At 70.7% G+C, this 24,154-nt stretch carries 29 protein-coding genes; 11 read left to right on the top strand and 18 right to left on the bottom strand.

Going from position 1 to position 24,154, the window contains the following annotated elements:
* Positions 1-46: 46 nt before the first annotated feature.
* From ABEA33_RS24835 to ABEA33_RS24795, 9 genes are all read right to left on the bottom strand, one after another.
* The gene (locus ABEA33_RS24835; protein ID WP_345529796.1) at positions 47-1,192 is read right to left on the bottom strand and encodes a hypothetical protein; all 1,146 of its coding nucleotides are present in this window, start codon (positions 1,190-1,192) and stop codon (positions 47-49) included.
* 226 nt (positions 1,193-1,418) lie between these two features.
* A complete protein-coding gene (locus ABEA33_RS24830; RefSeq protein ID WP_345529795.1) occupies positions 1,419-3,161 on the bottom strand; it encodes an HlyD family efflux transporter periplasmic adaptor subunit in 1,743 nt (580 codons plus the stop codon).
* Positions 3,158-3,982 (bottom strand): hypothetical protein, encoded by an 825-nt coding sequence (locus tag ABEA33_RS24825; RefSeq protein ID WP_345529794.1) that lies wholly within the window; start codon positions 3,980-3,982, stop codon positions 3,158-3,160. Before ABEA33_RS24825 ends, ABEA33_RS24830 begins: the two co-directional genes overlap by 4 nt.
* Positions 3,983-4,013: 31 nt before the next feature.
* The gene (locus ABEA33_RS24820) at positions 4,014-5,240 is read right to left on the bottom strand and encodes an ABC transporter permease (protein WP_345529793.1); all 1,227 of its coding nucleotides are present in this window, start codon (positions 5,238-5,240) and stop codon (positions 4,014-4,016) included.
* Positions 5,237-5,932, bottom strand: coding sequence for an ABC transporter ATP-binding protein (locus tag ABEA33_RS24815; RefSeq protein ID WP_425577478.1), 696 nt, complete (start codon positions 5,930-5,932; stop codon positions 5,237-5,239). Before ABEA33_RS24815 ends, ABEA33_RS24820 begins: the two co-directional genes overlap by 4 nt.
* Before the next feature lie 5 nt (positions 5,933-5,937).
* The gene (locus tag ABEA33_RS24810; RefSeq protein ID WP_345529791.1) at positions 5,938-7,143 is read right to left on the bottom strand and encodes an efflux RND transporter periplasmic adaptor subunit; all 1,206 of its coding nucleotides are present in this window, start codon (positions 7,141-7,143) and stop codon (positions 5,938-5,940) included.
* 112 nt (positions 7,144-7,255) lie between these two features.
* Positions 7,256-7,843: a PspA-associated protein PspAB gene (pspAB, locus tag ABEA33_RS24805; RefSeq protein ID WP_345529790.1), complete on the bottom strand. Its 588-nt coding sequence runs from the start codon at positions 7,841-7,843 to the stop codon at positions 7,256-7,258.
* The gene (gene htpX, locus ABEA33_RS24800) at positions 7,843-8,769 is read right to left on the bottom strand and encodes a zinc metalloprotease HtpX (RefSeq protein ID WP_345529788.1); all 927 of its coding nucleotides are present in this window, start codon (positions 8,767-8,769) and stop codon (positions 7,843-7,845) included. The genes pspAB and htpX overlap by 1 nt, the downstream gene beginning before the upstream one ends.
* Positions 8,770-8,819: 50 nt before the next feature.
* On the bottom strand, positions 8,820-9,599 hold the full coding sequence (locus ABEA33_RS24795; protein ID WP_345529787.1) for a PspA/IM30 family protein: 780 nt from the start codon (positions 9,597-9,599) through the stop codon (positions 8,820-8,822).
* A 122-nt stretch (positions 9,600-9,721) separates the two neighbouring features.
* On the opposite strand from ABEA33_RS24795, the gene ABEA33_RS24790 reads away from it, so the two are divergent.
* A complete protein-coding gene (locus ABEA33_RS24790) occupies positions 9,722-10,303 on the top strand; it encodes a DUF3043 domain-containing protein (RefSeq protein ID WP_345529786.1) in 582 nt (193 codons plus the stop codon).
* Between the two features lie 38 nt (positions 10,304-10,341).
* Here ABEA33_RS24790 and ABEA33_RS24785 read toward each other — a convergent pair whose 3' ends face one another.
* Positions 10,342-11,346, bottom strand: a complete 1,005-nt coding sequence (locus ABEA33_RS24785) for an aldo/keto reductase family protein (RefSeq protein WP_345529785.1) — start codon at positions 11,344-11,346, stop codon at positions 10,342-10,344.
* A 490-nt stretch (positions 11,347-11,836) separates the two neighbouring features.
* Here ABEA33_RS24785 and ABEA33_RS24780 point away from each other — a divergent pair, with 490 nt between their 5' ends.
* Positions 11,837-13,063 (top strand): HNH endonuclease, encoded by a 1,227-nt coding sequence (locus tag ABEA33_RS24780; protein WP_345529784.1) that lies wholly within the window; start codon positions 11,837-11,839, stop codon positions 13,061-13,063.
* Here ABEA33_RS24780 and ABEA33_RS24775 read toward each other — a convergent pair.
* A complete protein-coding gene (locus tag ABEA33_RS24775) occupies positions 13,015-13,512 on the bottom strand; it encodes an MFS transporter (RefSeq protein ID WP_345529783.1) in 498 nt (165 codons plus the stop codon). The genes ABEA33_RS24780 and ABEA33_RS24775 overlap by 49 nt on opposite strands.
* A 245-nt stretch (positions 13,513-13,757) precedes the next feature.
* Between ABEA33_RS24775 and ABEA33_RS24770 the strand changes: the two genes are divergently transcribed.
* Together ABEA33_RS24770 and ABEA33_RS24765 are read left to right on the top strand one after the other, a co-directional pair.
* Positions 13,758-14,060 carry a hypothetical protein gene (locus tag ABEA33_RS24770; protein ID WP_345529782.1) on the top strand — a complete coding sequence of 101 codons (303 nt, stop codon included), beginning with the start codon at positions 13,758-13,760 and terminating at the stop codon, positions 14,058-14,060.
* Positions 14,061-14,096: 36 nt separating this feature from the next.
* Positions 14,097-14,486 carry a hypothetical protein gene (locus ABEA33_RS24765; protein WP_345529781.1) on the top strand — a complete coding sequence of 130 codons (390 nt, stop codon included), beginning with the start codon at positions 14,097-14,099 and terminating at the stop codon, positions 14,484-14,486.
* Here ABEA33_RS24765 and paaE read toward each other — a convergent pair.
* The 5 genes from paaE to paaA all read right to left on the bottom strand — a co-directional run bounded on the left by paaE (position 14,431) and on the right by paaA (position 17,958).
* Positions 14,431-15,492 carry a 1,2-phenylacetyl-CoA epoxidase subunit PaaE gene (gene paaE / locus ABEA33_RS24760; protein ID WP_345529780.1) on the bottom strand — a complete coding sequence of 354 codons (1,062 nt, stop codon included), beginning with the start codon at positions 15,490-15,492 and terminating at the stop codon, positions 14,431-14,433. The genes ABEA33_RS24765 and paaE overlap by 56 nt on opposite strands.
* The gene (paaD, locus tag ABEA33_RS24755; RefSeq protein ID WP_345530047.1) at positions 15,493-15,954 is read right to left on the bottom strand and encodes a 1,2-phenylacetyl-CoA epoxidase subunit PaaD; all 462 of its coding nucleotides are present in this window, start codon (positions 15,952-15,954) and stop codon (positions 15,493-15,495) included.
* Entirely contained in the window at positions 15,954-16,631 is a 678-nt protein-coding gene (paaC, locus tag ABEA33_RS24750) for a 1,2-phenylacetyl-CoA epoxidase subunit PaaC (RefSeq protein WP_345529779.1), read from the bottom strand. The genes paaD and paaC overlap by 1 nt, the downstream gene beginning before the upstream one ends.
* A gap of 116 nt (positions 16,632-16,747) precedes the next feature.
* The gene (gene paaB, locus ABEA33_RS24745) at positions 16,748-17,029 is read right to left on the bottom strand and encodes a 1,2-phenylacetyl-CoA epoxidase subunit PaaB (RefSeq protein ID WP_345529778.1); all 282 of its coding nucleotides are present in this window, start codon (positions 17,027-17,029) and stop codon (positions 16,748-16,750) included.
* Positions 17,026-17,958 carry a 1,2-phenylacetyl-CoA epoxidase subunit PaaA gene (gene paaA / locus ABEA33_RS24740; protein WP_345529777.1) on the bottom strand — a complete coding sequence of 311 codons (933 nt, stop codon included), beginning with the start codon at positions 17,956-17,958 and terminating at the stop codon, positions 17,026-17,028. The genes paaB and paaA overlap by 4 nt, the downstream gene beginning before the upstream one ends.
* Positions 17,959-18,043: 85 nt before the next feature.
* On the opposite strand from paaA, the gene ABEA33_RS24735 reads away from it, so the two are divergent.
* From ABEA33_RS24735 to ABEA33_RS24720, 4 genes are all read left to right on the top strand, one after another.
* The gene (locus tag ABEA33_RS24735) at positions 18,044-18,592 is read left to right on the top strand and encodes a GNAT family N-acetyltransferase (protein WP_345529776.1); all 549 of its coding nucleotides are present in this window, start codon (positions 18,044-18,046) and stop codon (positions 18,590-18,592) included.
* 63 nt (positions 18,593-18,655) lie between these two features.
* Positions 18,656-18,871 (top strand): hypothetical protein, encoded by a 216-nt coding sequence (locus ABEA33_RS24730; protein ID WP_345529775.1) that lies wholly within the window; start codon positions 18,656-18,658, stop codon positions 18,869-18,871.
* Between the two features lie 24 nt (positions 18,872-18,895).
* Positions 18,896-19,597 carry an AzlC family ABC transporter permease gene (locus tag ABEA33_RS24725; RefSeq protein WP_345529774.1) on the top strand — a complete coding sequence of 234 codons (702 nt, stop codon included), beginning with the start codon at positions 18,896-18,898 and terminating at the stop codon, positions 19,595-19,597.
* Positions 19,594-19,896 carry an AzlD domain-containing protein gene (locus ABEA33_RS24720; protein ID WP_345529773.1) on the top strand — a complete coding sequence of 101 codons (303 nt, stop codon included), beginning with the start codon at positions 19,594-19,596 and terminating at the stop codon, positions 19,894-19,896. Before ABEA33_RS24725 ends, ABEA33_RS24720 begins: the two co-directional genes overlap by 4 nt.
* 58 nt (positions 19,897-19,954) lie before the next feature.
* On the opposite strand, the gene ABEA33_RS24715 is transcribed toward ABEA33_RS24720, so the two are convergent.
* The gene (locus ABEA33_RS24715) at positions 19,955-21,454 is read right to left on the bottom strand and encodes a M4 family metallopeptidase (RefSeq protein WP_345529772.1); all 1,500 of its coding nucleotides are present in this window, start codon (positions 21,452-21,454) and stop codon (positions 19,955-19,957) included.
* 132 nt (positions 21,455-21,586) lie between these two features.
* Positions 21,587-22,345, bottom strand: a complete 759-nt coding sequence (gene dapB, locus ABEA33_RS24710; RefSeq protein WP_345529771.1) for a 4-hydroxy-tetrahydrodipicolinate reductase — start codon at positions 22,343-22,345, stop codon at positions 21,587-21,589.
* Between the two features lie 62 nt (positions 22,346-22,407).
* Between dapB and ABEA33_RS24705 the strand changes: the two genes are divergently transcribed.
* From ABEA33_RS24705 to ABEA33_RS24695, 3 genes are read left to right on the top strand one after another with little or no spacing between them, the layout of a single operon-like run.
* The gene (locus ABEA33_RS24705) at positions 22,408-22,923 is read left to right on the top strand and encodes a class I SAM-dependent methyltransferase (RefSeq protein ID WP_345529770.1); all 516 of its coding nucleotides are present in this window, start codon (positions 22,408-22,410) and stop codon (positions 22,921-22,923) included.
* A gap of 56 nt (positions 22,924-22,979) precedes the next feature.
* Positions 22,980-23,600 (top strand): transposase, encoded by a 621-nt coding sequence (locus ABEA33_RS24700; protein WP_345529769.1) that lies wholly within the window; start codon positions 22,980-22,982, stop codon positions 23,598-23,600.
* A complete protein-coding gene (locus ABEA33_RS24695; protein ID WP_345529768.1) occupies positions 23,597-24,139 on the top strand; it encodes a hypothetical protein in 543 nt (180 codons plus the stop codon). The genes ABEA33_RS24700 and ABEA33_RS24695 overlap by 4 nt, the downstream gene beginning before the upstream one ends.
* The last annotated feature ends 15 nt before the right edge of the window (positions 24,140-24,154 follow it).

Raw genomic sequence — 24,154 nt, 5'->3', positions numbered from 1 at the left:
GTACGAGGTCACGTCGCTCGGGCCGCCGCAGCCGGAGGTCGCACGTCTAGGGGGTGGGAGCAAGGCCCTCGACGTCATTGAACCCGTCCCACAGCTGGTACCCGACCAAGGCGAACACAGCAAGAGCGAGAGCGCCGACGATCACCGACGCCCACGGGCCGGTGAGGTTGGCGAGCTTCGCGATGATGCTGAGGATGAAGGCGACGGCCCCGTCGGCTGCCTTGCGAGCCGTGGACACCCAGGCGATGCGGTTGAGGTGAGTGGCGACGGCCGGTCCCACCCGCTCTGTCTCAGCGGTGACGTCGAGTCCTGCGCCGATCGCGACCTGCCAGGCTCGGTCAGCTCCGAGCCGGCCGAACACCGAGCCCACGGCGTTGTTGAACACGTCCTCGGCGGACTCCTTGAAGTGGTCCTTCACTTGGTCGACCTTCTCGTCGAAGCGGTCGCGGAACCGTTCGGGGACGAGGTTCTGGAGCCTGGCGAGCGTCCACTGGATGAGTTTGAGCGCGCCACGACGGAGCCAGTGAACGGCCTCGCGAACCTCATCGAACGCCTTCGCGACGATGCCGGACTTGTCGAGGTCTTCCAGACCCTTGACCGAGGTGCCCAACACCGCCCACATGACCGTGCTGCCCGCGAGGCCACGGAACTCGTCGCCGCCTGCGACCTCGAGCTTCTCGAGCTCGTCCTTGACGCTCGAGGGCACCTCCGGGCCAGGGAGCGGGGTGCCGAACAGGATGTACTTGAGCTCGTCGAGGTAGGCGGTGTCGTCGGTGGGGTCGTCGACACCTCGGCTGGTGCGGCCGAATGCGGCGAGCGACAGACTCGGCTCCTCCGCAGCGGCCAGCAGGAGGTATCCGGTGTTCAGGTTGCCGGTGAGGACCGCAATCGAGCGGGATGCCGCCTCCTGGGCGCTACCGGAGTCTCCGGCCACGGCGTCGATCGTGGCCTCGGACCTGGCGATGAGGTCCCCAACCTGCTCCTCGAAGGCGCCTTCGGGGTTGCTGAACGTCAACAGAGCACGCGTCTCGTCGACCGCGTCGCTGTCGAGGATGAACGCGTCGATGCCGTCGACGGTCAGATCGGCGACAGACGCAGCGGAGTTGACGATCGCGAGCGTCGCGTCCTGCCAGCTGTCGGCGGCGGCCTGGAGCTCCGGTGACGGGGTGTGGTCCAGCGTGGTGTTCGACATGAGACTGTCCCTCCGAGATAGCCCGCGCCACCCGGGCCGTATCGACCGCCTGGGGGCGTTGAGCACGAATCGTTGGCCCGGTGGGTCGTCACCACCCGACGGGAGCATCCTCCCGCCGTGCACGGGGCACGGCATCACCTCGGTTGGGGAGGTTGCTGTGCAGCCGAGCAGGCGCCGCTGTCGTAGCGACCAGCCTGGATCCACGACCCGTCGTACTGCACCGCGGTCACCGGGAGAAGCTCGGTGGACCACCTCCACCGGCCGGCGGGCCACCGGTGCCGCCGAACCCACCGCCGAGGCGGAAGGAGGGCCGCTGGTTGCTGCTGTCATCCGTCGTCGGGAGCGCCTGGTCGAGGTCCGCGAGCACGACGACGTCTCCGGCGGCGAGCCCGTCGACCACCTCGACCCTGGTGGCGCCGACGACGCCGGTGGTCACCCGGGCCCGGGAGACGGTCTCGCCGTCTTGCACCGACACGGCGCCGTCGGTGACCGCGGACGCGGGCACCGTGACGACGTCCTCGGCGGTGCCGGTGACCACCGAGACCGAGGCGTTGAGACCGGTCGCGATGTCGAAGTGCTTGCGCTTCAGCGTGATCGTCACCGGGTACGTCGACGAGTCGTCTGGCACGGTGCTGATCTGGGTCACGGTGCCGGTGAGCTCCTGGTCTGAGCCCGCGGGAGTCGCCGAGGCCCGCTGCCCGACGGCGAGCTGCTGCGCCTGCGTGCCGGTCGCATCGACCAGGACCGTCGTCGTGCCACGGGAGACGAGCACGAACACCTCCGTGCCGAACGACACCGAGTCGCCCTCGGCGGCGTCGACCGCGACCACCTCGCCGGCGAACGGCGCGGTCACCGTGGCCATCCGCAGCTCCTGCTGGGCGACGACCAGGTCGGCCTTCGCCTCGTCGATCGCGGCCTGGTCCTTGGCCAGGGTGGCCGCGCTGACGGTCATCCCGCCCGAGGAGCCCTGGCCTTCGGTGCCGGTCGACGGCGTACCGATCGATGGGGCGCTGGTCGACGGCGTACTGGGCGACGGCGTACTCGTCGACGGGGTGCTGCTGGGCTCGTCGTCGGACTCGAGCCCGGCCACCGCCGCGGTCAGGGTGGTGGCGAGGTCACCGAGAGCCGCCTGCAGCGTGCCCTGGTCGGTCGCGACCTGCTGCTGAGCGGTCTGCACGGTGGCGAGGGCGTCCGCGCAGGCCTGGTCGGTCGCATCGTCGGCCGTCGGGTCTGTCGTGGCGCCCGGGGTTGCGGCGGGGGCGGCGCTGGGATCGGCGCTGGGGTCGGCGCTGGGGTCGGTCGAGGTGCCGGACGTGAACGCCGCCGCACAGGCCGCCTGTTGCGCCGTCAGCGCAGCGCGCGCGGCGCTCAGCGACGCGCTGACCGTGGACTGGGCGGCGGTGACCGCCCGCTGCTGATCCGCCAGCTCGGCGAGTGCGTCGTCCGAGCCCTTGGTCGGACTCTTGGTGGGACTCTGGGTCGGGCTCTCGGACTGGCCCTCGGTCGGAGTCTCGCTTGAGCCGCCGGTGTCCTGGTTGCCCGACCCTGACGACGAGCTCGAGGAGGAGCTCGACGAGGCGACGGTGTCGGCCTGGGCGTCCTGGTCGGACTCGAGCTGCGCCCGGGCGGACGCGAGCGTGGCCCGGGCCTGCCGGAGCGACTTGCGCAGGCCGGTGTCGTCGAGGGTGCCGAGCACGTCGCCGGCCTTGACCCGGTCCCCCGCCTCGACCCTGACCTCGTTGATGTCGCCCGACGTCGCGAACGACAGGTCGGCGCGTCCCGCGGGCTCCACCGCACCGGACAGGTCGAGCGTCTGCTCGACGTCGCCGACAGTGACGGTCGCCGTGCGGTACGACGTGTCGTCGGCGTCGTACGCCGCGTAGCCGACGCCCACCACCGCGACCGCCACGGCACCGGCGATCACCCGGCGCGCACGGCGTCCGGGCCGACGCATCCGGGCGACGTTCACCAGGCGCTCCCGAGCCGGCCGCCACCCGGGCCACCCATGCCGAAGCCACCGGTGCACTCACCGTCGACGGGCTGGGAGACGCTGATCGAGGTCGCGGTGACGGCGCCGGTGTCGTCGGAGTCGCCCTGGGCGTTCACGCAGACCCCGACCTTGACAGCGGCGGCGGTCGCCTTCGCGGTGGTCCTGTACGTCGTGTCGTCGCCGACCGTGACGCTCACGTCGGTGGCGGCGTCGGCGCCCGGTTGGGTCGCCGAGACGGTGAAGCCGGTCCCGGAGACCGCGGTGACCTCGCCGACCGTCCCGAGCCCGCGACCGGCGCCGTCCGGCAGGTCGCTGGGCAGGTCGCTGGGCAGGTCGCTGGGCAGGTCGGTCGGGGCGCCCTCGGGTCGCTGACCGCCACTTCCCCCGAAGCCACAGCTGCCGTCGTCGGACGCCGACATGACTCGCACGGTCGTCGCCGTGACCTCGCTGGCCTCGCTGTCGGTGCTGTCCGCCGACGTGACCACGACACACGAGCCGACGGTCACGTCGGCGAGGGTGCCGTCCACCTGCTGGGCGAAGGTCGTGTCCTGCGCCCACGACACGGCCACCTGGCCGGAGGCCTGGCTCTGGACCTGCACGGTGCTGCCGCTGACGGCGGCGACCTCGCCGGAGGCGCCGGAGCGCATGCCGCCCTGGCCGGCGGGCAGCTGGCCGGCCTGACCGCCCGCCGTCCGGGTGTCGTCGGAGGCGTCGTCGGCGGAGTCGCTGCCGCAGGCGGCGAGCGTGGCCAACAACAGCACCGAGGAGGCGGTGGCGAGGGTGACGCGGGCGAGGGTCATCGGGTTCCTTCCCAAGGTTCTGTGCGGGGTTTCATTCACTGCGGAGCGCATCGATCGGGGTGAGACGGGCGGCGCGGCTGGCCGGGTAGACCCCGAAGCCGACGCCGAGGGCGAGGGAGGTGGCCAACGCGGCCAGGGTGGCGAGCAGCGACAGGGTGACCGGCTGGTCGATGAGCGCCGGCAGCACCCACGAGCCGACCACTCCGATCAGGACGCCCGCCACGCCACCGGCGAGGCCGAGCATGGACGCCTCGACCAGGAACTGGCGCCCGATCACGCTGGGCGTCGCGCCGAGCGCCTTGCGCAGCCCGATCTCGCGGATCCGTTCGGTGACCGAGATCAGCATGATGTTCATGACCCCGACCCCGCCGACCAGCAGCGAGATCGCGGCGACACCGGTCAGCAGCACGGTGAGCGTCTTGTTCGTGGAGTTCGCCGTCTCGACCAGGGAGACCTGGGTCGAGATGCTGAAGTCGGCGTCGGCGGCGGTCACGTCGTGCCGCGTGAGCAGCAGGCTGTTGATCTCCTGGTACGCCGCGCTCAGCGTGTCCGCGGACGTCGCCTCCACGTAGATCGTGGAGACGGCGCTGGTGGTCGAGCCGGTGATCGACTTCGCCGTACTGATGGGCAGCAGCACCTGGTCGTCCTCCGACGTACCGGTGGAGGACGCGCCCGAGGAGTCCAGGACCCCGATCACGGTCAGCTGCCGCCCACCGATCGTGACGGTCCGCCCGACCGGGTTGCCGACGGTGAAGAGCTCGCCTGCGGTGTCGGACCCCAGCACGACGACGTCGGCGCCGCTGCTGACCTCGGCGTCGGTGAAGAACCGGCCCGAGGCGAGGGTCCGGGCCCGGATCTCCACCCACGACGGGGTGGTGCCGACGACGGAGGTGGTCCAGTTGGTCTCTCCGGCGGTGACCGCGAGCGAGGACGAGCTGACGGCGGCGACCCGTTCGGCGTCCGGCACCACGGCACTGTCGGCGACGGCGGCGGTGTCCTCGAGGGTCAGCGTCGTCGCGGACCCGAACCCGCCGCGTACGCCGGAGGAGTCGGTCGTGCTGCCGGGCGAGATGATCAGCAGGTTGCTGCCGAGCGCGTCGATCTCCAACTTCACCTTGTCCTGGGCACCCTGGCCGAACCCGACGGTCAGGATGACCGAGGCGATGCCGATGACGATGCCGAGCATGGTGAGGATCGAGCGCATCCGGTGGGCGCGGACGGCCTCGCCTCCGGCACGGACGGTCTCCAGCCAGTTCACGCGCTCACCCCGGCGCGGGCGGTCGGGAGGTCGGAGACGATCTGGCCGTCGTGGATGACGAGGTTGCGTCCGGCGCGGCCGGCGACCTCGTGCTCGTGGGTGATCAGCACGATGGTCCGACCGCTGTCGTGGAGCTCGTCGAGCAGGCCGAGCACGTCGGCGGTCGACTTGGAGTCCAGGTTGCCGGTCGGCTCGTCGGCCAGGATCATCGCCGGCTCGGTCACCAGGGCACGCGCCACGGCGACGCGCTGCTGCTGGCCGCCCGAGAGCTCACCGGGCCGGTTGTCGATCCGGTCGCCGAGGCCGACCCGCTCGAGGGCGGCGACCGCGCGATCGCGGCGCTCGGCACGGTGCACGCCGGCGTAGATCAGCGGCAGCTCGACGTTGCGCCACGCGGAGAGGCTCGCGAGCAGGTTGAACTGCTGGAAGACGAAGCCGATCCTGCGGTTGCGGACCTCGGCGAGCTGGACCTCGGTCATCATCGAGACGTCTTCGTCGGCGAGGAGGTATCGACCCTCGGTCGGGTTGTCGAGGCAGCCCAGGATGTTCATCAGGGTCGACTTGCCGGAGCCGGAGGGGCCGACCACGGCGACGTACTCGCCCTCGTGGATGGTGGAGTCGATCCCGCACAGCGCCTCGAACTCGATGCTGCCGGAGTGGTAGGTCTTGCGGATCTGCTCCAGCTCGATGATCGCGGTCACTGGCCGGACCCGCCCATCGGCATCGCGCCGCCGCCATCCAGCTGGGTGAGGCCGGGCATCCCGCCGCCCGGGAAGCCACCCTGCGGCAGATCGCCGGACCCGCCGGACGGCGCCCGGAAGCCTTGGACGACGATCTCGTCGCCCTCCTCGATACCGGAGGTCACCTCGGTCGCCATGCCGTAGGTCTCGCCGGTCTCGACCTCGGTCTTGACCTCCTCGCCGTCCACGAGCTTGGTGACATAGGTCTTGCCGTCCTCGGTGGACAGCGCGTTCGTGGCCACGGTGAGGACGTCGGGGATCTGCTTCACGACGATGGAGACGGTGGCCGCGACACCGACGTACAGGCTCTTCTGCTTGCCCGTGATCTCGATCGTGACCGGGAAGACAGCGGCACCGCTGTCGTTGGTCTGCGCCACCAGGCCGACCTCGGAGACGGTGCCGTAGATGGTGTCGTCGACACCGGTGGCGGTGATCTCGGCCTGCAGGCCCTTCTTGAGCTGGTCGACGTCGGCCGCCGCGACCGTCCCGTCGACCACGTACGAGTTCGTCGAGACGATCGAGATCGTCCCGGTCGAGGTGTCGGAACTGGAGCCCGAGTCCGTGCTGTCGCCGCCCGTCCCGGAGGGCGAACCCTCGCTCGAGGACGAGCCGTTGCTGCTCGAGCTCGTGCCGGTGGCATCACCCTTGGCGAGGTCGACACTGGTGACGGTGCCGGCGATCGACGCCCGCAGGGTCGCGTCGTCGACGGCCGCACGGGCGTCGGCGAGGCTGGCCCTGGCCGAGACGACCGCGGCGTTGTCGGCGGCGAGCTGCACGTCGCTCTCGCCGTTGTCCTCGTCCTCGTCGAGCTGGGTGACCGCGGCCTCGAGCGACGTCACGGCGGCGGCCCGGCTGGCGACCAGCGCGGTGTCGTCGACCCGGGCCAGGGCGGCGCCCTTCTTCACCTTGTCGCCCTCGGCGACGAGCACCTCGGTGACTGTCCCGGACACCGCGAAGCTCTCGTCGCTGAACCTGCGGGCGGCGATCGTCCCGTCGGCCGAGACCGTCTGCTCGATCGTCTGGCTGCTGACGGTGGTCGTGGTGCTGGTCTCCGCCGCCGTCGAGTCGCGGGTCATCAACCAGACGCCGCTCCCGGCGGCCACCGCCAGGGCCACGGGTACGGCGATCCAGACCCGCCTCCGTCCGCGCAACGAGATCCGCACCAGCACTCCTCCTGACGATCGAACGCCCCGAAGGGCCGGTCAGGAGGACTGTCGCGGTGCGGGCTGTGGCGGGTGTGGGGTGTTCCTGTGGGCTACCTGTGGGTCGGACCGTCTACAGCCCGGGAGCGCCCCAGATGGCGAGCCAGCGACCGAGGTCCTGCTCCATGGGCAGCTCTCCGGCCAGGGTGTCGCGGAGCTGGAGCTCCAACAGGTTGTCCCGCTGCTTCTCCCCCGCGCCGAGACCTGGCTGGGGTGCGAAGCAGTAGAAGGTGCCTCGCTTGTAGAGGTAGACGAGCCCGACCCGGCGACCGTCGGCGCCGACGAACGGGATCAGCGAGCACAACAGCCCCGAGCCGAACTCGTGCTCCTCGAGCGAGGTGTTGACGGCGTGCAGGTCGGTGCACAGTGCGGCCGGGTCGTCGGGGTCGCCGTGCACGACCAGCCAGGAGAAGCCGAACTCGTCCTGGCTCACCTCGACATCGGGCTCGTCGGGGTCGGCGTTGAGCAGCTCCACGACCTCGGCCTGCACCTGCCGGAAGGCCTGGCCGGACGCCGCGCGGTAGCAGACCGATCCGCTGCCGGTGGGCCGCAGCCCGAGGGTGGTCTCGAGCGTGATGGCCGCGCTCGGCACCGCGAAGAGCGAGTCGAGCTGGGGTGCCTTGGGGCGGCTGCGCCCGGCGATGACGTCCCAGAAGCCCATCAGGCGGTGCGATCCAGCTCGGCGCGGACCTTCGCGAGCTGCTCGAGCCGCTGCTCGAGCGTCGGGTGGGTGGAGGTGAGGGTGCGCAGCGAGACGCCCCGAACGGCCGGCGCGATGAAGAACGCGTTCATCGCCTGCGACGCCCGCAGGTCGCGGTCCGGGATCGTGTTGATCTCCCCGGTGATCTTCTGCAGCGCGGAGGCGAGCGCCTCGGGCTTCATCGTCAGGTAGGCACCCGCCCGGTCGGCCGAGAGCTCCCGGTAGCGCGACAGCAGCTTGAGGAGCACGAAGCTGACGGCGTACGTCACCAGGCTGACGAGCAGGACGACCAGCCAGATCGGCAACCCACCGTTGTTGTTGTCGCGGCGGCCGCCGCCGAAGATCGCGCCGTACTGCGCACCGCGGGTGAGCATGCCGGCGAGGATGCCTGCCGACGAGGCGAAGGTCATCACCAGGACGTCGCGGTGCGCGACGTGGGACAGCTCGTGCGCGAGCACGCCCTCGAGCTCCTCGGCGTTCAGTCGCTTCAGGATGCCGGTCGTCACCACGACGACCGAGCGCTGCGGGGAGCGGCCGGTCGCGAACGCGTTGGGGAGGTCGGTGTCGGCGATGCCGACCCGGGGCTTGGGCATGTCGGCGAGTGCGCAGAGCCGGTCGATCATGGTGTGCAGCTCGGGCGCCTGCTCGGGGCTGACCTCGCGGGCACCCATCGCCTTCATGGCGACGGTGTCGGACTTGTACCACTGGAACCAGACCAGTCCGAGGCCGCCGACCCCGATGAGGACGGCGATCCCGACCCCGCCGGCGCTCCAGAAGAGCGACATCAGGACGACGACGAGCGCGACGAAGAGACCGCCGAGGAGGAACATGACCAGCGTCATCCGGGCGGTCAGCCCGGCGTCGCCGACGAACCGTGTGCGTGCCATGCGGCAATTCTCCCCGATGGCCCAAGCGGGCCTGGGGTTGAGGCCAGGGGTCAGGCCTGCTCGCCCTCGCTGCGCTTCTCCGGTGCTGCGTCGAGGACGTCGCCACCCTCGGGCGCGGCGTCGATGGCCGGCGTGCTGCCGCCCTTGAGCGCGGCGAGCTCGGCCTCGACGTCGGACTGGGAGCTCATCGCGTCCAGCTCGCGGGCGATGTCGTCGCCGCCGCCGACTGCGCTGACGTCCTCGAGGGCACCCGAGGCGATCAGCTCGTCGATCGCACCGGCCCGTGCCTGCATCTGCGCCGTCTTGTCCTCGGCCCGCTGGATCGCCGCACCGACGTCACCGAGTTCGTCGCCGATGCCGGACATCGCCTCGTTGATCCGGGTCTGCGCCTCGGCGGCCGTGTAGGTCGCCTTGATGGTCTCCTTGCGGGTGCGGAAGGACTCGACCTTCGCCTGCAGCCGCTGCTGGGCGAGGATCAGCTTCTCCTCCTCGGCCTGGAGCTGCGCGAGCTGCGTCTTCAAGTCGCCGATCTGCGTCGACAGGCCGGACTTGCGGGTCAGCGCCTCGCGGGCGAGGTCCTCACGGTCCATCTTGATGGCCTTCTGGGCCTGGTCGGTGAGCTTCGTCGACTGCTGCTCGAGCTGGTTGATCTGCAGCTCGACGCGCTTGCGGCTGGTCGCGACATCGGCCACGCCCCGGCGCACCTTGGCGAGCAGGTCCACCTGCTTCTGATAGCTGTAGTCCAGAGTTTCGCGCGGGTCCTCGGCGCGGTCGAGCGCCTTGTTGGCCTTCGACTTGAAGATCAGGGTGAAGCGCTGCCAGAGTCCCATTGCTGCGTGTTCCCTCTCGATACGGTTCCGTCTCAGAGCAACCCTAGGCGCAATATCAAGCCGGGGCGACGGCGCCGGTACTCTGGGCATGAGGTTTCGTCCCCGCTACCGAAGGTCCAGCGTTGTTCCGTCGTACCAAGCAAGAGTCCGCTCCCGCGCCCGAGGTCACCAAGGTCGGCGGCAAGGGCCGCCCCACCCCGACCCGCAAGGAGGCGGAGGCCGCCGCCAAGGCGCGCGCCAAGACCCCTCGCACGCGCAAGGAGCTTGCCGCCGCGCAGCGCTCGACGCGCTCCGAGTCGAGCAAGACCGTGCGGCAGGCGATGAAGGACGGCGACGAGCGCTACTTCCCGGCTCGCGACAAGGGCCCGGAGCGCCGGTTCGTCCGCGACTTCGTGGACGCCCGGTTCTCACTGGTCGAGCTGGTCATCCCGCTGCTGCTGGTCACGATGATCCTCGGCTACTCCGGCAACTCGGGGCTGGCTCGGATCGGCAACACGCTGCTCCTCGGCACGGTCGTCGTGGTCGTGATGGACCTCGTCTTCCTGCGGTTCCGGTTGCGCCGGGCGTTCGCCGCTCGCTTCCCGGGGCAGTCCGCCAAGGGACTGACCTACTACGCCGTGACCCGGTCGATGCAGATGAAGTTCATGCGGCTGCCGAAGTCGCGGGTGCGCATCGGACAGCAGCTGCCCGACGACTACCGCTGACCCGACGTACCCCGGCGTACCCGACGTACCCCGGCGTACTAGAAGTCGCGGCTCGGCGGGGACTGGGTCTTCGCAGGGTCGCTCTCCACGACCGGCCCGACGACGTCGTCGATCGCCTTCAAGGTCGCCGGCTCGAGCACGACGCCGGACGCCTTGACGTTGTCGCTGACCTGCTCGGGACGGCTGGCGCCGATGATCGCGGCGGAGACGTTGGCGTTCTGCAGCACCCAGGCGACGGCGAGCTGGGCGAGCGACAACCCCGCCTCGTCGGCGATCGGCTTGAGCTGCTGGACGCGCTCGAGCACGTCGTCCTGCAGCCACCGCTTGATCATGTTGGCGCCGCCCTTGTCATCCGTGGCGCGCGAACCCTCTGGCGCGGGCTGGCCCGGGAGGTACTTGCCCGTCAGCACGCCCTGCGCGATCGGCGACCAGACGATCTGGCCGATGCCGAGCTCCTCGCTCGTCGGCACGACCTCGGCCTCGATCACCCGCCAGAGCATGGAGTACTGAGGCTGGTTGGAGACCAGCGGGATCCGGAGCTCCCGGGCCAGCGCGTGCGCCGCCCGGATCTCCTCCGCGCGCCACTCGCTCACCCCGATGTAGAGCGCCTTGCCCTGGCGCACGACGTCGGCGAACGCCTCCATCGTCTCCTCGAGCGGCGTCTCGTGGTCGTAGCGGTGCGCCTGGTAGAGATCGACGTAGTCGGTCTGCAGCCGCGTCAGCGAGCCGTCGATCGACTCCATGATGTGCTTGCGCGACAGCCCGTGGTCGTTGTGCTTGCCCGGCCCGGTCGGCCAGTAGACCTTGGTGAAGATCTCCAGCCCCTCGCGCCGCTCCCCCTTGAGCGCGGTCCCGAGGACCGTCTCGGCCTTCGTGTTCGCGTAGACGTCCGCGGTGTCGAAGGTCGTGATCCCCTCGTCCAGCGCGCGCCGTACGCACGCCGTCGCCGCGTCCTCCTCCACCTGCGACCCATGGGTCAGCCAGTTGCCGTACGCGATCTCCGAGATCTTCAGTCCGCTGGTGCCGAGGTTCCGAGTCTTCATGGCTCCGACCCTAGGACGCCGGCGGTTGATGCGCGAGGCGCGCCAGCGCCGAGCCTCGAAACCACCACGCGGTCGGCAGGGCGGGCGGGTGGTCGACGCCGCTTCCCGGCTTCCCGGTGGTCGAGCAGCGAGCGCCAGCGAGCGTCGTCGAGACCCCCGCACCCGAGGTAGGACGGTGCGCTGCGGGGGTCTCGACACGCTCGGCCACCAAGGCGCCGTACGCCGACCCCGCGGCAGGCAGGGCGGTGAGTGTGGCCTGCGGGTCCGTCCGGGTCGGGCGCCGAGGGGCAGCTACCCAGGTACGGCGGGCGGGTGATGGCGGCTGCTTGCAGCGTTTCGGTTGTTCATACGTTCGTCCTTGACCCTCCACAAGGAGAACCGCCGGGTGTGGACGACGGCCGCGGATCGTGACCTGTTCGTGACCCAGAACTCAATGAAACAAGGGGTTCTGGGCGCTCTGACTGTCGGTGTCCCCTGCTTGGCTAGACCCATGAGCGAAGCACAGCACCACCCCGGTTTCGGGGAGTCGTACGACTCCGCGGACCAGGTGCTGGCCGCGCTGCACTCCCACCACCAGGTCGTGAATACAGCGGAGATCGCCAAGCTGGAGCTCGCGATCCGGTGGGCGGTCATGCACCCCGCCGAGTCCATCACCCATGGCGCCGCGACCGTCGAGGGCACCGAAGGCGAGCTCGCGATCGCCGGTCCGGGTGCACCCCTGGTCGCCGAGTTCTGCGTCGCCGACCTCGCCCTCGCCTTGGGGATGTCGACCGACGCCGGACGGACGTACCTCGGCGACGCCCTCGAGCTCCGGTACCGGCTCCCCAAACTCTGGGCAGTGGTGACCACCGGGCGGGTGCCGGTGTGGAGAGCACGCAAGATCGCGCACGCCACCAAGACCCTGTGCCCCGAGGCCGCCGCGTACGTCGACCGGCACCTCGCACACCAGGCGCACCGGTGCTCCTACGCCCAGATCGACCGCGCCGTCACCGACGCCCTCCGGCTCTACGACCCCGCCGAAGCCGACAAGCGCCGCCGGGAAGCCGCCGACGCCCGCCACTTCGACATCGACACCAACCAGGTCTCCTTCGACGGCACCGTCCACGTCGACGCCGACCTCGACCTCGCCGACGCCCTCGACCTCGACGACGCCATCACGGCCGGTGCCGCCCAGCTCGGCCGCCTGGGATGCGACGAGTCGTTGGACGTCCGCCGCTCCCTGGCCGCCGGCGCCCTCGCCCGCCGCGACCTCACCCTCGACCTCCAGACCGACCCCGCCGACGTGCCGGCTCACCGGCCATCCCCGCGCAAGCGGGAGCTGATGATCTACCTCCACCTCTCCGACCGTGCCCTGGAGGGTGCGGTCGCCGGGGTCGAGAACACCAGGTCCGCGATCAGCGTCGACCAGGTCAAGGACTGGTGCCACGGCACCAACACCCACGTCACCATCCGCCCGGTCATCGACCTCAACGACAACCTGCGCTGCAGCCGACCAGCACGCAGCGCCGACCTCGACCACGTCGTGGAGCCCGAACGCGGTGGCCCCACCGACAGCGTGAATCTCGCGGCCCTATGCCGAGGCCACCACCGCTACAAGACCCACGGCGGCTGGACCGTCGTCCGCACCGGACCCACCACCTTCACCTGGACCAGCCGCTACGGCTACACCTACGACTGGGACACCCGACACGCCCAGCACACCCGACATCCCCACTGACACCACCCCGCCGGCACCGCCGGCGGGGCCACAGTCACGTCCAGGTGGGGTTGGATAGCCAACGTCAGCGCCGAGGCGCAGAAGATCGCCACAGCAGCGGCGAGCACCGGCCTGAGGCCAACCCGGTCGGTCAGCAGCCCCGCACCGGGCGAGACCACGACGATCACGGCCCGATTCAGCGAGCGCAACGTGGTGTTCGTGTGTGCCTGCAGCTCGTCCGGGGTGCGTGCCTGCCGGAAGGTCTCAACCCCGAGCGCATTGACCGAGTGCGAACACACGATCGCGCCGCCCCGCCCCGCCTCGCCCCCGCCCAGGCGAAGGCCGACGGCGGTGCTGGTCACGGCACCGAGCAACGCGCCCAGGACTGCGACGGCGAACAAGAGGCCCAGCTGGAAAGGCGTGAGGTCGCGCTCCATGTAGCCGTAGGGGACGACCAGCACGAGCAGCACGGCCTGACCCGCGAACCACACGCGCGTCGGAGACCGCGAGGCGGCGAAGACCGGATCCGCCGTACGCCCAGCGCGCACCTTCCCGGATCAGGGCACCGGCGATCGCCGGTCCCGCGGTCTGCGCCACCGCGCTGGCTCCGTCGAGCTACGGCAGCCACCGGGCGGAGTCGAGCCAGCCCACCCTGACACGTGGCAGATGTCCGCCGCCGTACGCTTCACCTGCAGACGACGAGAGGGGGTGCGACATGGTGGCGAGCAGGTCCGCACGTGAGCGAAAGGCGGCCGTGGAGGCGGGGCCACTGGCGACGGTGAAGATCGATCTCGATGGCGAGAAGCAGTTCCTCTACAAGATCAGCTGCACGACCTGCGCCGCCAAAGGCAAGGCCAAGTGGTCGACGCACCGTCCCGGCGGCGACAACGGCTACATGGCGGCGATGGACCGGTGGATCTTCCACCTGCTCGAGAAGCACCCGGGCGCAGAGGCGCCGTGCCTGGCGTACGTCGAGGCAGCGCAACAACGCCTCCACGAGAGGCGCGAGCAGGCCTGACGCCCGTTGTCGGCGGTCACCCCTAGCGTCGCCGACATGTCCCCCTCACAGCACGACTTCGACTTCGTCTTCGGTCAGTGGTCGGTCCGCAACCGCAAGCTCGTCGACGTCACCGACCCGACCTGTGACGAGTGGGTCGAGTTCGACGCATCCAGCGTCGTCGGGCCGATCCTGACCGGCATCGGTCACACGGACGAGATGACGGTGCCCGAGCCCGCGGACGGCGGGCCGCCGTTCGTCGGGTTCACGTTGCGGCTGTTCGACCCCCACGACGAGACCTGGCGGATCTGGTGGAGCTCGACGCGCGCTCCCGGTGTCCTGGACACGCCCGTCGAGGGACGGTTCGACGGTGATCGCGGTGTGTTCGACCCTACCCGTCGTAGTCGAGCACGACCTCAGCCGCGGTCGGGTGCGCCTGACACGTGAGCACGTAGCCACGCTCGATCTCATCGGGCTCGAGCGCGTAGTTGGCGTCCATCGCGACCGTGCCGGTGACGAGGCGCGCGCGGCAGGTGCCGCAGACCCCGCCCTTGCAGGCGAAGGGCAGGTCGGCGCGCACGCGGAGGGCGGCCTCGAGCACGGGTACGTCGTCGGGGCGGAGGTCGAGCTCCGAGGACCGGCCGTCCAGGCGGATCGTGACCCGCGCGGTCCCCTCGGCGCCGCCGTCGAGGGCGGCGACCGGGGCGCGCGGGACCGGGTCGGCGTGGAAGAGCTCGCTGTGGACCTGGGAGTCCGGGACCCCGAGGGAGGAGACCGTGGCGCGCAGGTCGACGAGCATCTGCTGCGGACCGCAGAGGAACCAGTCGGCGTCGGCGGGGCCGGGGACCAGCGCGGACACGATGCGGGTCAGACGAGACCCGTCGAGGCGTCCGGAGAGCAGCTCGACGTCGGAGGACTCGCGCGACAGCACGTGCACGATCTGCAGCCGGGACGGGAAGCGGTCCTTGAGGTCGTGCACCTCGTCGAGGAACATCACCGTCCGGTGCGTCCGGTTCGCATAGATCAGCGTGACGGAGGAGCCGCGCTCCCCCTCCAGGATCGAGGTGACGATCGAGAGGACCGGCGTGATCCCGGAGCCCGCGGCCACCACGACACATCGCCGAGCGACGGTGGGGTCGATGACCGTGGTGAAGCGCCCCGCGGGCGTCATCACGTCAAGGGTGTCCCCGACCCGCAGCGAGCCGAGCACCCCCTCGCTGAACGCACCTCCGGGCAGACGCTTGACCCCGATCCGGAGCCGGCCCGACGACGGCGCGGTGCAGATCGAGTAGGACCGGCGCACGTCGTCGCCGCCGCGGATGTTGAGGTGCTGACCCGGGGTGTAGACGAACTCGTCGGCCAGCGAGGCCGGCACCTCGAAGGTGAGCGCGACCGCGTCGTCGGTCAGCTCATCGATCGCCGCGACCCGCAGCGGATGGAAGGTCGCCGACACTCAGTGCGCCTTGAAGTGGTCGAACGGCTCGCGGCACGACCGGCACACCCACAGCGACTTGCACGCCGTGGAGCCGAACCGGCTCGACTCGCGGGTGTCCAGCGACCCGCACTGCGGGCACCGCACGGACAGCGCCAGGGCGACGGTGCCGGGCGGCGCGACACCGTACGCCGCGAGCTTGGTCTTGGCCTCCTCGGTCATCCAGTCCGTCGTCCAGGCCGGCGCCAGCACGAACTCGACGTCGACATGCTGGTAGCCCGCCGCCGTCAGCGCCTCGACCAGGTCCTCGCTGATCGTCTCCATGGCCGGGCAGCCGGAGTACGTCGGCGTGATCTGCACGTGCACGCGCCCCTGATCGTCCTCGGTGACGTCGCGCAGGATCCCCAGGTCGGCGATGGTGACGACCGGCAGCTCCGGGTCGGGCAGGTCGGCGGCGATCTTCCACGCGGCAGAGTGCGGCATCACCAGGTGACCCCCGGGTGCGAGCGGTGCAGGTGCTGCATCTCGGCCAGCAGGTGCCCGAGGTGCTCGGTGTGCAGGCCTCGCCGGCCTCCCCCGATCGCCGGCGAGACCTGCGGGACCGACAGCGTCGCTTCGACGATGACCTCCTCGACCCGGCTCAGTACGGCGGACCGCAGCGACTGCGGGTCCACGAGTGCGCCCTCGACCGGCGCGAAGAGCTCCTCGACGTGCGGCCACTCCCCCTCGAGCGCTGCCTGCATCCGGTCGTGGGACTCCGTGGTCCCGTCGCCGAGACGCAGCGTCCAGAGCCGGGCGTGGTCGCGGTGGTAGGCGACCTCCTTGACCGCCTTGCCCGCGATGCCCGCCAACGTGGCGTCGGTCGAGGACGCGAGCGCGGCGTACAGCTCGCACTGCCAGGTCGAGAACACGAGCAGTCTCGCCATCGCGACCCCGAAGTCGGTCTGCGGGCGCTCCACCAGCCAGACGTTGCGGAACTCGCGGTCGTCGCGCAGGTAGGCGAGGTCGTCCTCGGTCCGGCCGGCGCCCTCGACCTCTCCGGCGTACGACAGCAGCGCGCGTGCCTGGCCGAGTTGGTCGAGCCCGATGTTGGCGAGCGCGAGGTCCTCCTCGAGCTCCGGCGCCCGGCTGATCCACCAGCTCATCCGCTGTGCCGACACGAGGGCGTCGTCCGCGAGTCCAAGGACGTAGCCGAAGAGCGGCGCACGAACGGGGTCCCCGACAAGTTGTTCGTCGGAGGAGCGAAGCGGGGGAGACGAAGAACTTGGTGGGGTGTTCATAGGTGCTCCACCCCGTCGGGGACCGAGTAGAAGGTCGGGTGCCGATAGACCTTGTCGTCGGCCGGGTCGAAGAACGTCTCGCGCTCCCCCGGGTCCGACGCGACGATCTCCGACGACGGCACCACCCACAGCGAGACCCCCTCCTGGCGGCGGGTGTAGACGTCTCGGGCGTTGCGCAGCGCCAGCTCGGCATCGGGAGCGTGCAGCGACCCGACGTGCACGTGCGAGAGGCCGCGCTTCGAGCGGACGAAGACCTCCCACAACGGCCAGGTGTTCATGCCGCACCCTGCGTGCGAGCAGTTCGCTTCGCCTCGTACGCCGAGGCGGCGTCGCGCACCCACGCACCGTCCTGGTGAGCGCCTACGCGGTGCGCCATCCGGTCGCGGTTGCAAGGACCGTTGCCGGCGATCACCTCACCGAGCTCGGTGAAGTCGATCGCGCCGAAGTCGTAGTGGCCCCGCTCCTCGTTCCACCGGATCTCGGGGTCGGGCAGCGTCAGGCCGAGCGCCTCGGACTGCGGCACCGTCATGTCCACGAAGCGCTGCCGCAGGTCGTCGTTGGAGAACCGCTTGATCCCCCACGCCATCGACTGCGCCGAGTTGGGCGACTCGTCGTCGGGCGGGCCGAACATCATCAGCGACGGCCACCAGTAGCGGTCCACGGCGTCCTGTGCCATTGCGCGCTGGGCGGGCGCGCCGTGGGCGAGCGTGTGCAGGATCTCGAAGCCCTGGCGCTGGTGGAAGGACTCCTCCTTGCAGACCCGCACCATGGCGCGCGCGTACGGGCCGTAGGAGCAGCGGCACAACGGCACCTGATTGACGATCGCGGCGCCGTCGACCAGCCAGCCGATCGCACCGACGTCCGCCCACGACAGGGTCGGGTAGTTGAAGATCGAGGAGTACTTCTGCCGCCCGGTGTGCAGCTGGTCGAAGAGGTCGGCTCGGTCCACGCCCAGTGTCTCGGCCGCGGCGTACAGGTAGAGCCCGTGCCCGGCCTCGTCCTGCACCTTCGCCATCAGGATCGCCTTGCGGCGCAGGCTCGGCGCCCGGGCGATCCAGTTGCCCTCCGGCTGCATCCCGATGATCTCGGAGTGTGCGTGCTGGGCGATCTGGCGGATCAGGGTCCGGCGGTAGGCATCCGGCATCGCGTCGCGCGGCTCGACCCGCCCGTCGTCGGCGAGCAGCTCAGCGAAGGCGGAGTCGGACATGTCCGGCACGCTACCAGAGTTGTTACACTTTTCATCCCGACAAGCAATGTCCTGTAACAGCGACCTTCCTGACAGGATGCCCTGCATGAGCAGCCCCACCGCCGACGTGTCGGTGCGCATCGCCTGGGCCGACGACGCCGCGGCGATCGCCGAGCTGCAGGTGCGCACCTGGCGCGAGGTGTACGCCGACCTGGTGCCCGCCGACGCGCTGCCCGACGATGTCTCGGCCGCCGCCGCGGCTTGGCAGGCCTCGCTGAGCAAGCCGCGCGACGCCCGCAACCGCGTCCTCGTGGCGCTCGAGCGCAACCGCGTCGTCGGCTTCGCGATCACCTCCCCCGCGAGCGACCCCGACTGCGACCCGATCGTCGACGCCGAGCTCTCCGAGGTCACCATCGACCCCGGCGAGCGCGGCAAGGGCCATGGCTCACGCCTGTTGCAGGCGGCGGCCGACACCCTGGCCGCCGACCGGTTCCAGCGCGCCGTGCTCTGGTCGATGGCTGGCGACGACGCTCTGCGGAAGTTCCTGACCGAGGCCGGCTGGGCCGCCGACGGCGCCCACCGCGAGCTCGACCTGGACGGCGCCGGCACCACCCTCGTCAAGCAGGTCAGGTTGCACACCGCACTCACAGGTTGAACCTCTTGCTTTCTGGGAATGCCGGGTCAGGATGGAGTCCCACTCCAGAATCGGAGGCAGGTCGTGTTCGGTCCGTTGCCGCAGTTCCACCGCATGCTGGTGGTCGTCACCGCGCTCGTCGTAGGCGCGCTATCGGGCGTCTGGTTGGCCCAGCTCATCGAGGGGCCGTCCCTGGTCGCCGCCGGCATCGGCTGGGGTCTCCTCGCCGGCCTCCTTCTCAACTACCTGCTTCTCCACGACTTCCACCACCAGCGCGCGGTGCGGGTACGCCGGCACTGACGCCACCGCACTAGCCTCTCGGGAGTGACCGACGCCCCGCTCGACCCGCGCGAGCGGTCGTCGATCATCCGCGACAGCCTGGGGGTCGGTGTCGCCACCGGGGCGTACGGCGTCGGCTTCGGCGCCGTCTCGGTCGCGTCGGGACTGTCGGTCGCGCAGACCTGCGCCCTGTCGTTCCTGGTCTTCACCGGGGCCAGCCAGTTCGCCCTCGTCGGCGTGATCGCCGCCGGCGGCGCCCCCATCTCGGGCGCCCTGACCGCGATGCTGCTCGGCACCCGCAACACGCTCTACGGGCTGCGCCTCGCTCCCCTGCTCGCCTGGCGGGGCTGGCGCCGCGTGCTCGGCGCGCACGTGCTGATCGACGAGTCGACGGCGATGTCGGTGACCCGGGATACGACAGCCGCCGCCCGCCTCGGCTTTCTCACCACCGGGGTCTCGATCTTCGTGCTCTGGAACCTCGCCACGCTGGCCGGTGCCGTCGCCGGCAACGCCATCGGCGACCCCCGCACCTATGGGCTCGACGCTGCCGTGGGCGCGGCGTTCCTCGCGCTGCTGTGGCCGCGGCTCAAGGGTCGGCGCAACCAGCTGATCGCCGCGGCCGCCGCAGTGGTCGCGCTCGCGACGGTGCCGCTCGTGCCCGCCGGCGTACCCGTGCTCGCCGCCGCTGCCGTCGCCCTGCTGGCCGGCGTCCTCACGAAGGACGAGCTCCAGGAGAGTGCTCCATGATCTGGGCGGCGATCATCGCGACCGGCGTCGGCTGCTACCTGCTCAAGCTGGCCGGCCTGTCGGTCCCGCCCCGCGTGCTCGAACGACCCCTCGTGGAGCGGGTCGCCGACTACATCCCGGTCGCCCTGCTCGCCGCACTGATCGCCGTGCAGGTCTTCAGCGACGGGCACAGCCTGTCGATCGACGCCCGCGCCCTCGGCCTCGGTGTGGCCGTGGTGCTCCTGCTGCTGCGCGCGCCGTTCCTGGTCGTCGTCTTCGGCGCGGCGCTCGTGGCCGCGCTCTTCCGGCTCCTCTTCTAGAGGCAGGTAGGGCCCGCACCGTTGCCGGTGCGGGCCCCCCTCGCGGTCTCCCAGAGGGTCAGCTCACGCCGACAGCACTCCAGGCCGTGGCGACCGCGTTGTACTGGACACTGCCCGCGGTGAAGAGGTCGCGGGCCGCATCCAGGCTGGCCGTCCGGGCACCGTGGTAGTCCGTGCCGGACGTCATGTAGACCGTCAGGGCGCGGTACCAGATCCGCGCCGCATCGTCGCGGCCGATGCCGCTGACGGTCGAGCCGTTGCAGGTCGGGCTGTTGTACGAGACCCCGTTGAGGGTCTTCGCGCCCGACCCCTCGGCCAGCAGGTAGAAGAAGTGGTTGCCGATGCCCGAGGAGTAGTGGACGTCGACGTCGCCGGCCGTGGAGGACCAGCAGTTGAGCGAGTCACCGTCGGCCGCCGGGTTGTCCATCCGACGGAGACCGGCGTGGTGGGCGAGGTCGAACTCCTCACCGATCAGGTAGTCACCCGGGTCGTTGGCGTTGGCGGCGAAGAACTCCACCATCGTCCCGAAGATGTCCGACGTCGCCTCGTTGAGGCCACCGGACTCGCCCTCGTAGGTCAGATTGGCCGAGTGCTCGGTGACGCCGTGCGACATCTCGTGGCCGGCGACGTCGAGCGAGACGAGTGGTCCGTAGCTGGTGCCGTCGCCGTCGCCGTACGTCATCTTGGTGCCGTCCCAGAAGGCATTCACGTAGTTCTTGCCGTAGTGGACCCGGTTGTAGGAGCCGGTCCCGTCGCCGAAGATCCCGTTGCGCCCGTACGTCGTCTTGTAGAAGTCCCACGTCGTGTTGGTGCCGTACTGCGCGTCGACCGCCGCCGACTCGCGGCTGCTGGCCGAGCCGGTGCCGAACGACGTGTCCGGGCTCGTGAACAGCGTCCCCGCCTGACAGCCCGCCCCGAGGATCTGGCACAGGAGCGAGTCCTCCTTGTTGTTGAGGTCGGTCGTGTAGGTGTTGCCGCGCGTCGCGTCCTTGAGCTGGTACGACGAGCCCGACTGCGTGAGCTGCAGCGGCACCGTGCCGGAGTAGAGCGACTGCCCGGAGCCCTCGGCGGTCTGGATCTGCTGCTCACGCCACAGCACCTTGCCGCTGCGCGCGTCGACGTACGTCGCGAGGCGGCTCGGCGTGCCGTCGGCCTGGGTCCCGCCGGAGATGACCTCCCAGGCGAGGCGGCCGGTGCCCGAGGTGGCGTCGACGACGAGTCGCGAGGACTCGACCTTCGGGCCGGCGAGGGCCTCGGCCGCGTTCATACCGAGGACCGGAGTGGTCACCGGGCTCAGCGGCGCCTCGAGGGTCTGGCTCACCCCGCGCGCGGCGCCTGCCGGGCCCCGGTGGACGACCCGGTCGCCGCCGATGACCGGCAATCCGTCGTACGTCCGCACCATCCGGGTGTGGGTGGTGCCGTCGGGGTCCGTGATGACGCCGACCACGTCGTACGCGGTGGCATCGTTCTCCACCGAGGCGGGGGCAGCACCGGCTGGTGCTCCGACGGCCACGACTGCCAGTGCCGCCAGAGCGGCCAGTCCCGAGATCGTGCGCATGAGAGGTCCTTCTCGTCGTCGAGGAGGGCTGCGTGATCCGCAGCCTTGTCGCTCTCAACGACGGGCGGTACCAGGAGGCACGCGCAGGTTCGTGCAATGCACGAACCTGCAGAGGTCAGCCCAGGTCCGAGCTCAGCCCAGTTCCAAGAAGTGCTCGAGGCCGACCGTGAGACCTGGGTGGTCGCCGATCGCGCGCAGACCTGTGAGCACACCGGGCACGAAGGAGGCGCGGTCGAGCGAGTCGTGGCGGATCGTCAGGGTCTCCCCTGGTCCACCGAGCAGCACCTCCTGGTGCGCGACCAGGCCGCGGATCCGCAGCCCGTGCACCCGGATGCCGTCGACATCCGCACCGCGAGCGCCCTCGAGGCCGGTGCTCGTCGCGTCGGGCACCGGACCGAGGCCGGCGTCCCGGCGGGCCGCGGCGATCAGCTCCGCCGTACGACGAGCCGTGCCGGACGGCGCATCCGCCTTCGTGGGGTGGTGGAGCTCGATAACCTCGACGGACTCGTAGTACGGCGCAGCCGCGACGGCGAAGCGCATCATCAGGATCGCGCCGATCGAGAAGTTCGGCGCGATCAGCACGCCCGTTGCGGGCGCGTTCTCGAGCCAGCCGCGCAGCTCGTCGAGCCGGCCGTCGTCGAAGCCTGTGGTGCCGACGACGGCGTGGATGCCGTGGTCGATGCAGAACTCGAGGTTGTCCATGACCACGTCGGGGTGGGTGAAGTCGACGACCGCCTCGACTCCCGCGGACACCAGGTCGCCGATGTCGTCGCCAGCGTCGATCGCCGCCACGAACTCCATCCCGTCGGCTTCCTCGACCCCCCGACACACCTCGGTGCCGACCCGTCCTCGCGCACCCAGCACGCCTACCTTGATCGCGCCATCACTCACGTCGTCAATCTACCGGCCCGGCGGTGCCTGACTCCGCGCCGACCGTCTGGCAGTCTGTGGGCATGTCTCTGCAGACCATGCCGCCACGGATCCGATGGGCGGTCGACATGATGGACATCCAGCCATCGGATCACGTTCTGGAGATCGGCTGTGGCCCTGGCTTCGGCGCCGAAGCGATCTGTGAGCGGCTGGAGACCGGGAAGGTCTTCGCGATCGACCGGTCCGAGTCCGGTGTCGACCGCACCAAGCGACGAGGACAGCGCTTCGTCGACAGCGGCCGACTCACCGTCCGTCAGATCGATCTGGCGACGCTGCGCGTCCCGGTGAAGCGGCTCAACAAGGTGTTCGCGTTCAACGTCAACCTCTTCTGGATCCGCTCCTGTGCCGACGAGGTCGCCCTGCTCCACGAGCGAGTGCTGCCGGGCGGCGCGGTCTACCTCTTCTTCGACGCCAACCGTCCCGAGCTGGTGCCCAACATCGTCCGCAAGGCGTCCGCCTCGCTCCAGGAGGGCGGCTTCCGGGTCTCGGTCGTCGACCAGAAGGCCCCGCCGGTCGTCGGCATCATCGGCCGTCGATAAGGAAATAACCTTCATCTGTATTGCATAAGGTTTTTCCCTGAACTACGCTCGAGTCCATGACCACCCCCGTCGTGGTCCTGACCGTGGACCAGCGTGGGAGCCGGACCGGCCCGGACCTGATCCCCGAGGCGCTCGCCCGGCTTGACGACGTGCCGACCCGCCTGGCGTTCGAGCGCACGGTGGGCGACGAGCTGCAGGGCGTGCTCGACCGTGGGACGGCCGTGGCCGACGTGCTCGAGCGGCTGTTGCGCGCCGACGAGTGGAACATCGGCGTCGGGGTCGGGGCGGTCGAGGAGCCGCTCCCCGACCACACCCGCGCCGGACGCGGCCCGGCGTACGTCCACGCGCGGACCGCGGTGACGGCCGCCAAGAACAGCCCCTGGCACACCCGGGTCGTCGGCGACGCCCCCGCCGCGCGCGCGCTCGAGACCACGATCTGGCTCTGGGCTGCGGTGCTCGACCGCCGGACCAGCCGTGGCTGGGAGGTCGCCGACCTCGTCGCCGAGGGCCTCTCGTACGGCGAGGTCGGCGAGCGGCTCGGCATCAGCCAGTCGGCCGTCAGCCAGCGGGCCCAGGCCGCCGGGATCGTCGAGGGCCGCCGGGCCCGCGAGCTCGTCGCAGGCCTCACCGCCCACCTGCTCGGGAAGGACCTGACGATGGACGAGGACCACCGATGAGCCCCGACAACTGGGGTGCGCTTGCGCTCGTGCTGCTGGGCTTCGCGCTGCTGTGCAGCGCGGCCGCCTGGACCGCTCCCGGGCGGAGGATCTGGGCCCCGGTGTCCCTCGTGGCGCTCGCGGCCACGGCGGTGGTCGCGGCCACCCCTGACCAGGTGACGGTCGACGGGCGAGCAGCCGCGACGGCGCTCGTCGCTCTCGGAGGCGCGCTGGCCATCGCCGGCGGCGGCCCGGTCACCGCGCTCGTCTTCGACCTCGTCGACCGACGCGAGCCACCCGCCGGCTCGCTCGACCACGCAGGGCAGGTCCTGCGTGGCGGCGCCTGGATCGGCGCGCTCGAGCGAGTTGCGATCTTCGCGGCGCTGGTCGCGGGGTGGCCCGAGGGCCTGGCGGTCGTGCTCGCCCTGAAGGGTCTCGGCCGCTACCCCGAGCTACGGGCGGCCGAGGTCGGCACCGCCGAGCGGTTCATCATCGGCACGTTCACGAGCGTGCTCTGGGCCTGCGCCTGCGCCGGCGTCGTCGCACTTCTGCTGCGGTGACCAGAGGGTCATGGA

Origin of the sequence: Nocardioides endophyticus (assembly GCF_039543845.1) — a bacterium.
Classification (GTDB): Bacteria; Actinomycetota; Actinomycetes; order Propionibacteriales; family Nocardioidaceae; genus Nocardioides; species Nocardioides endophyticus.
Note: the sequence above shows the minus strand (reverse complement) of the source record. Positions and strands in the feature narration are given on the sequence as shown.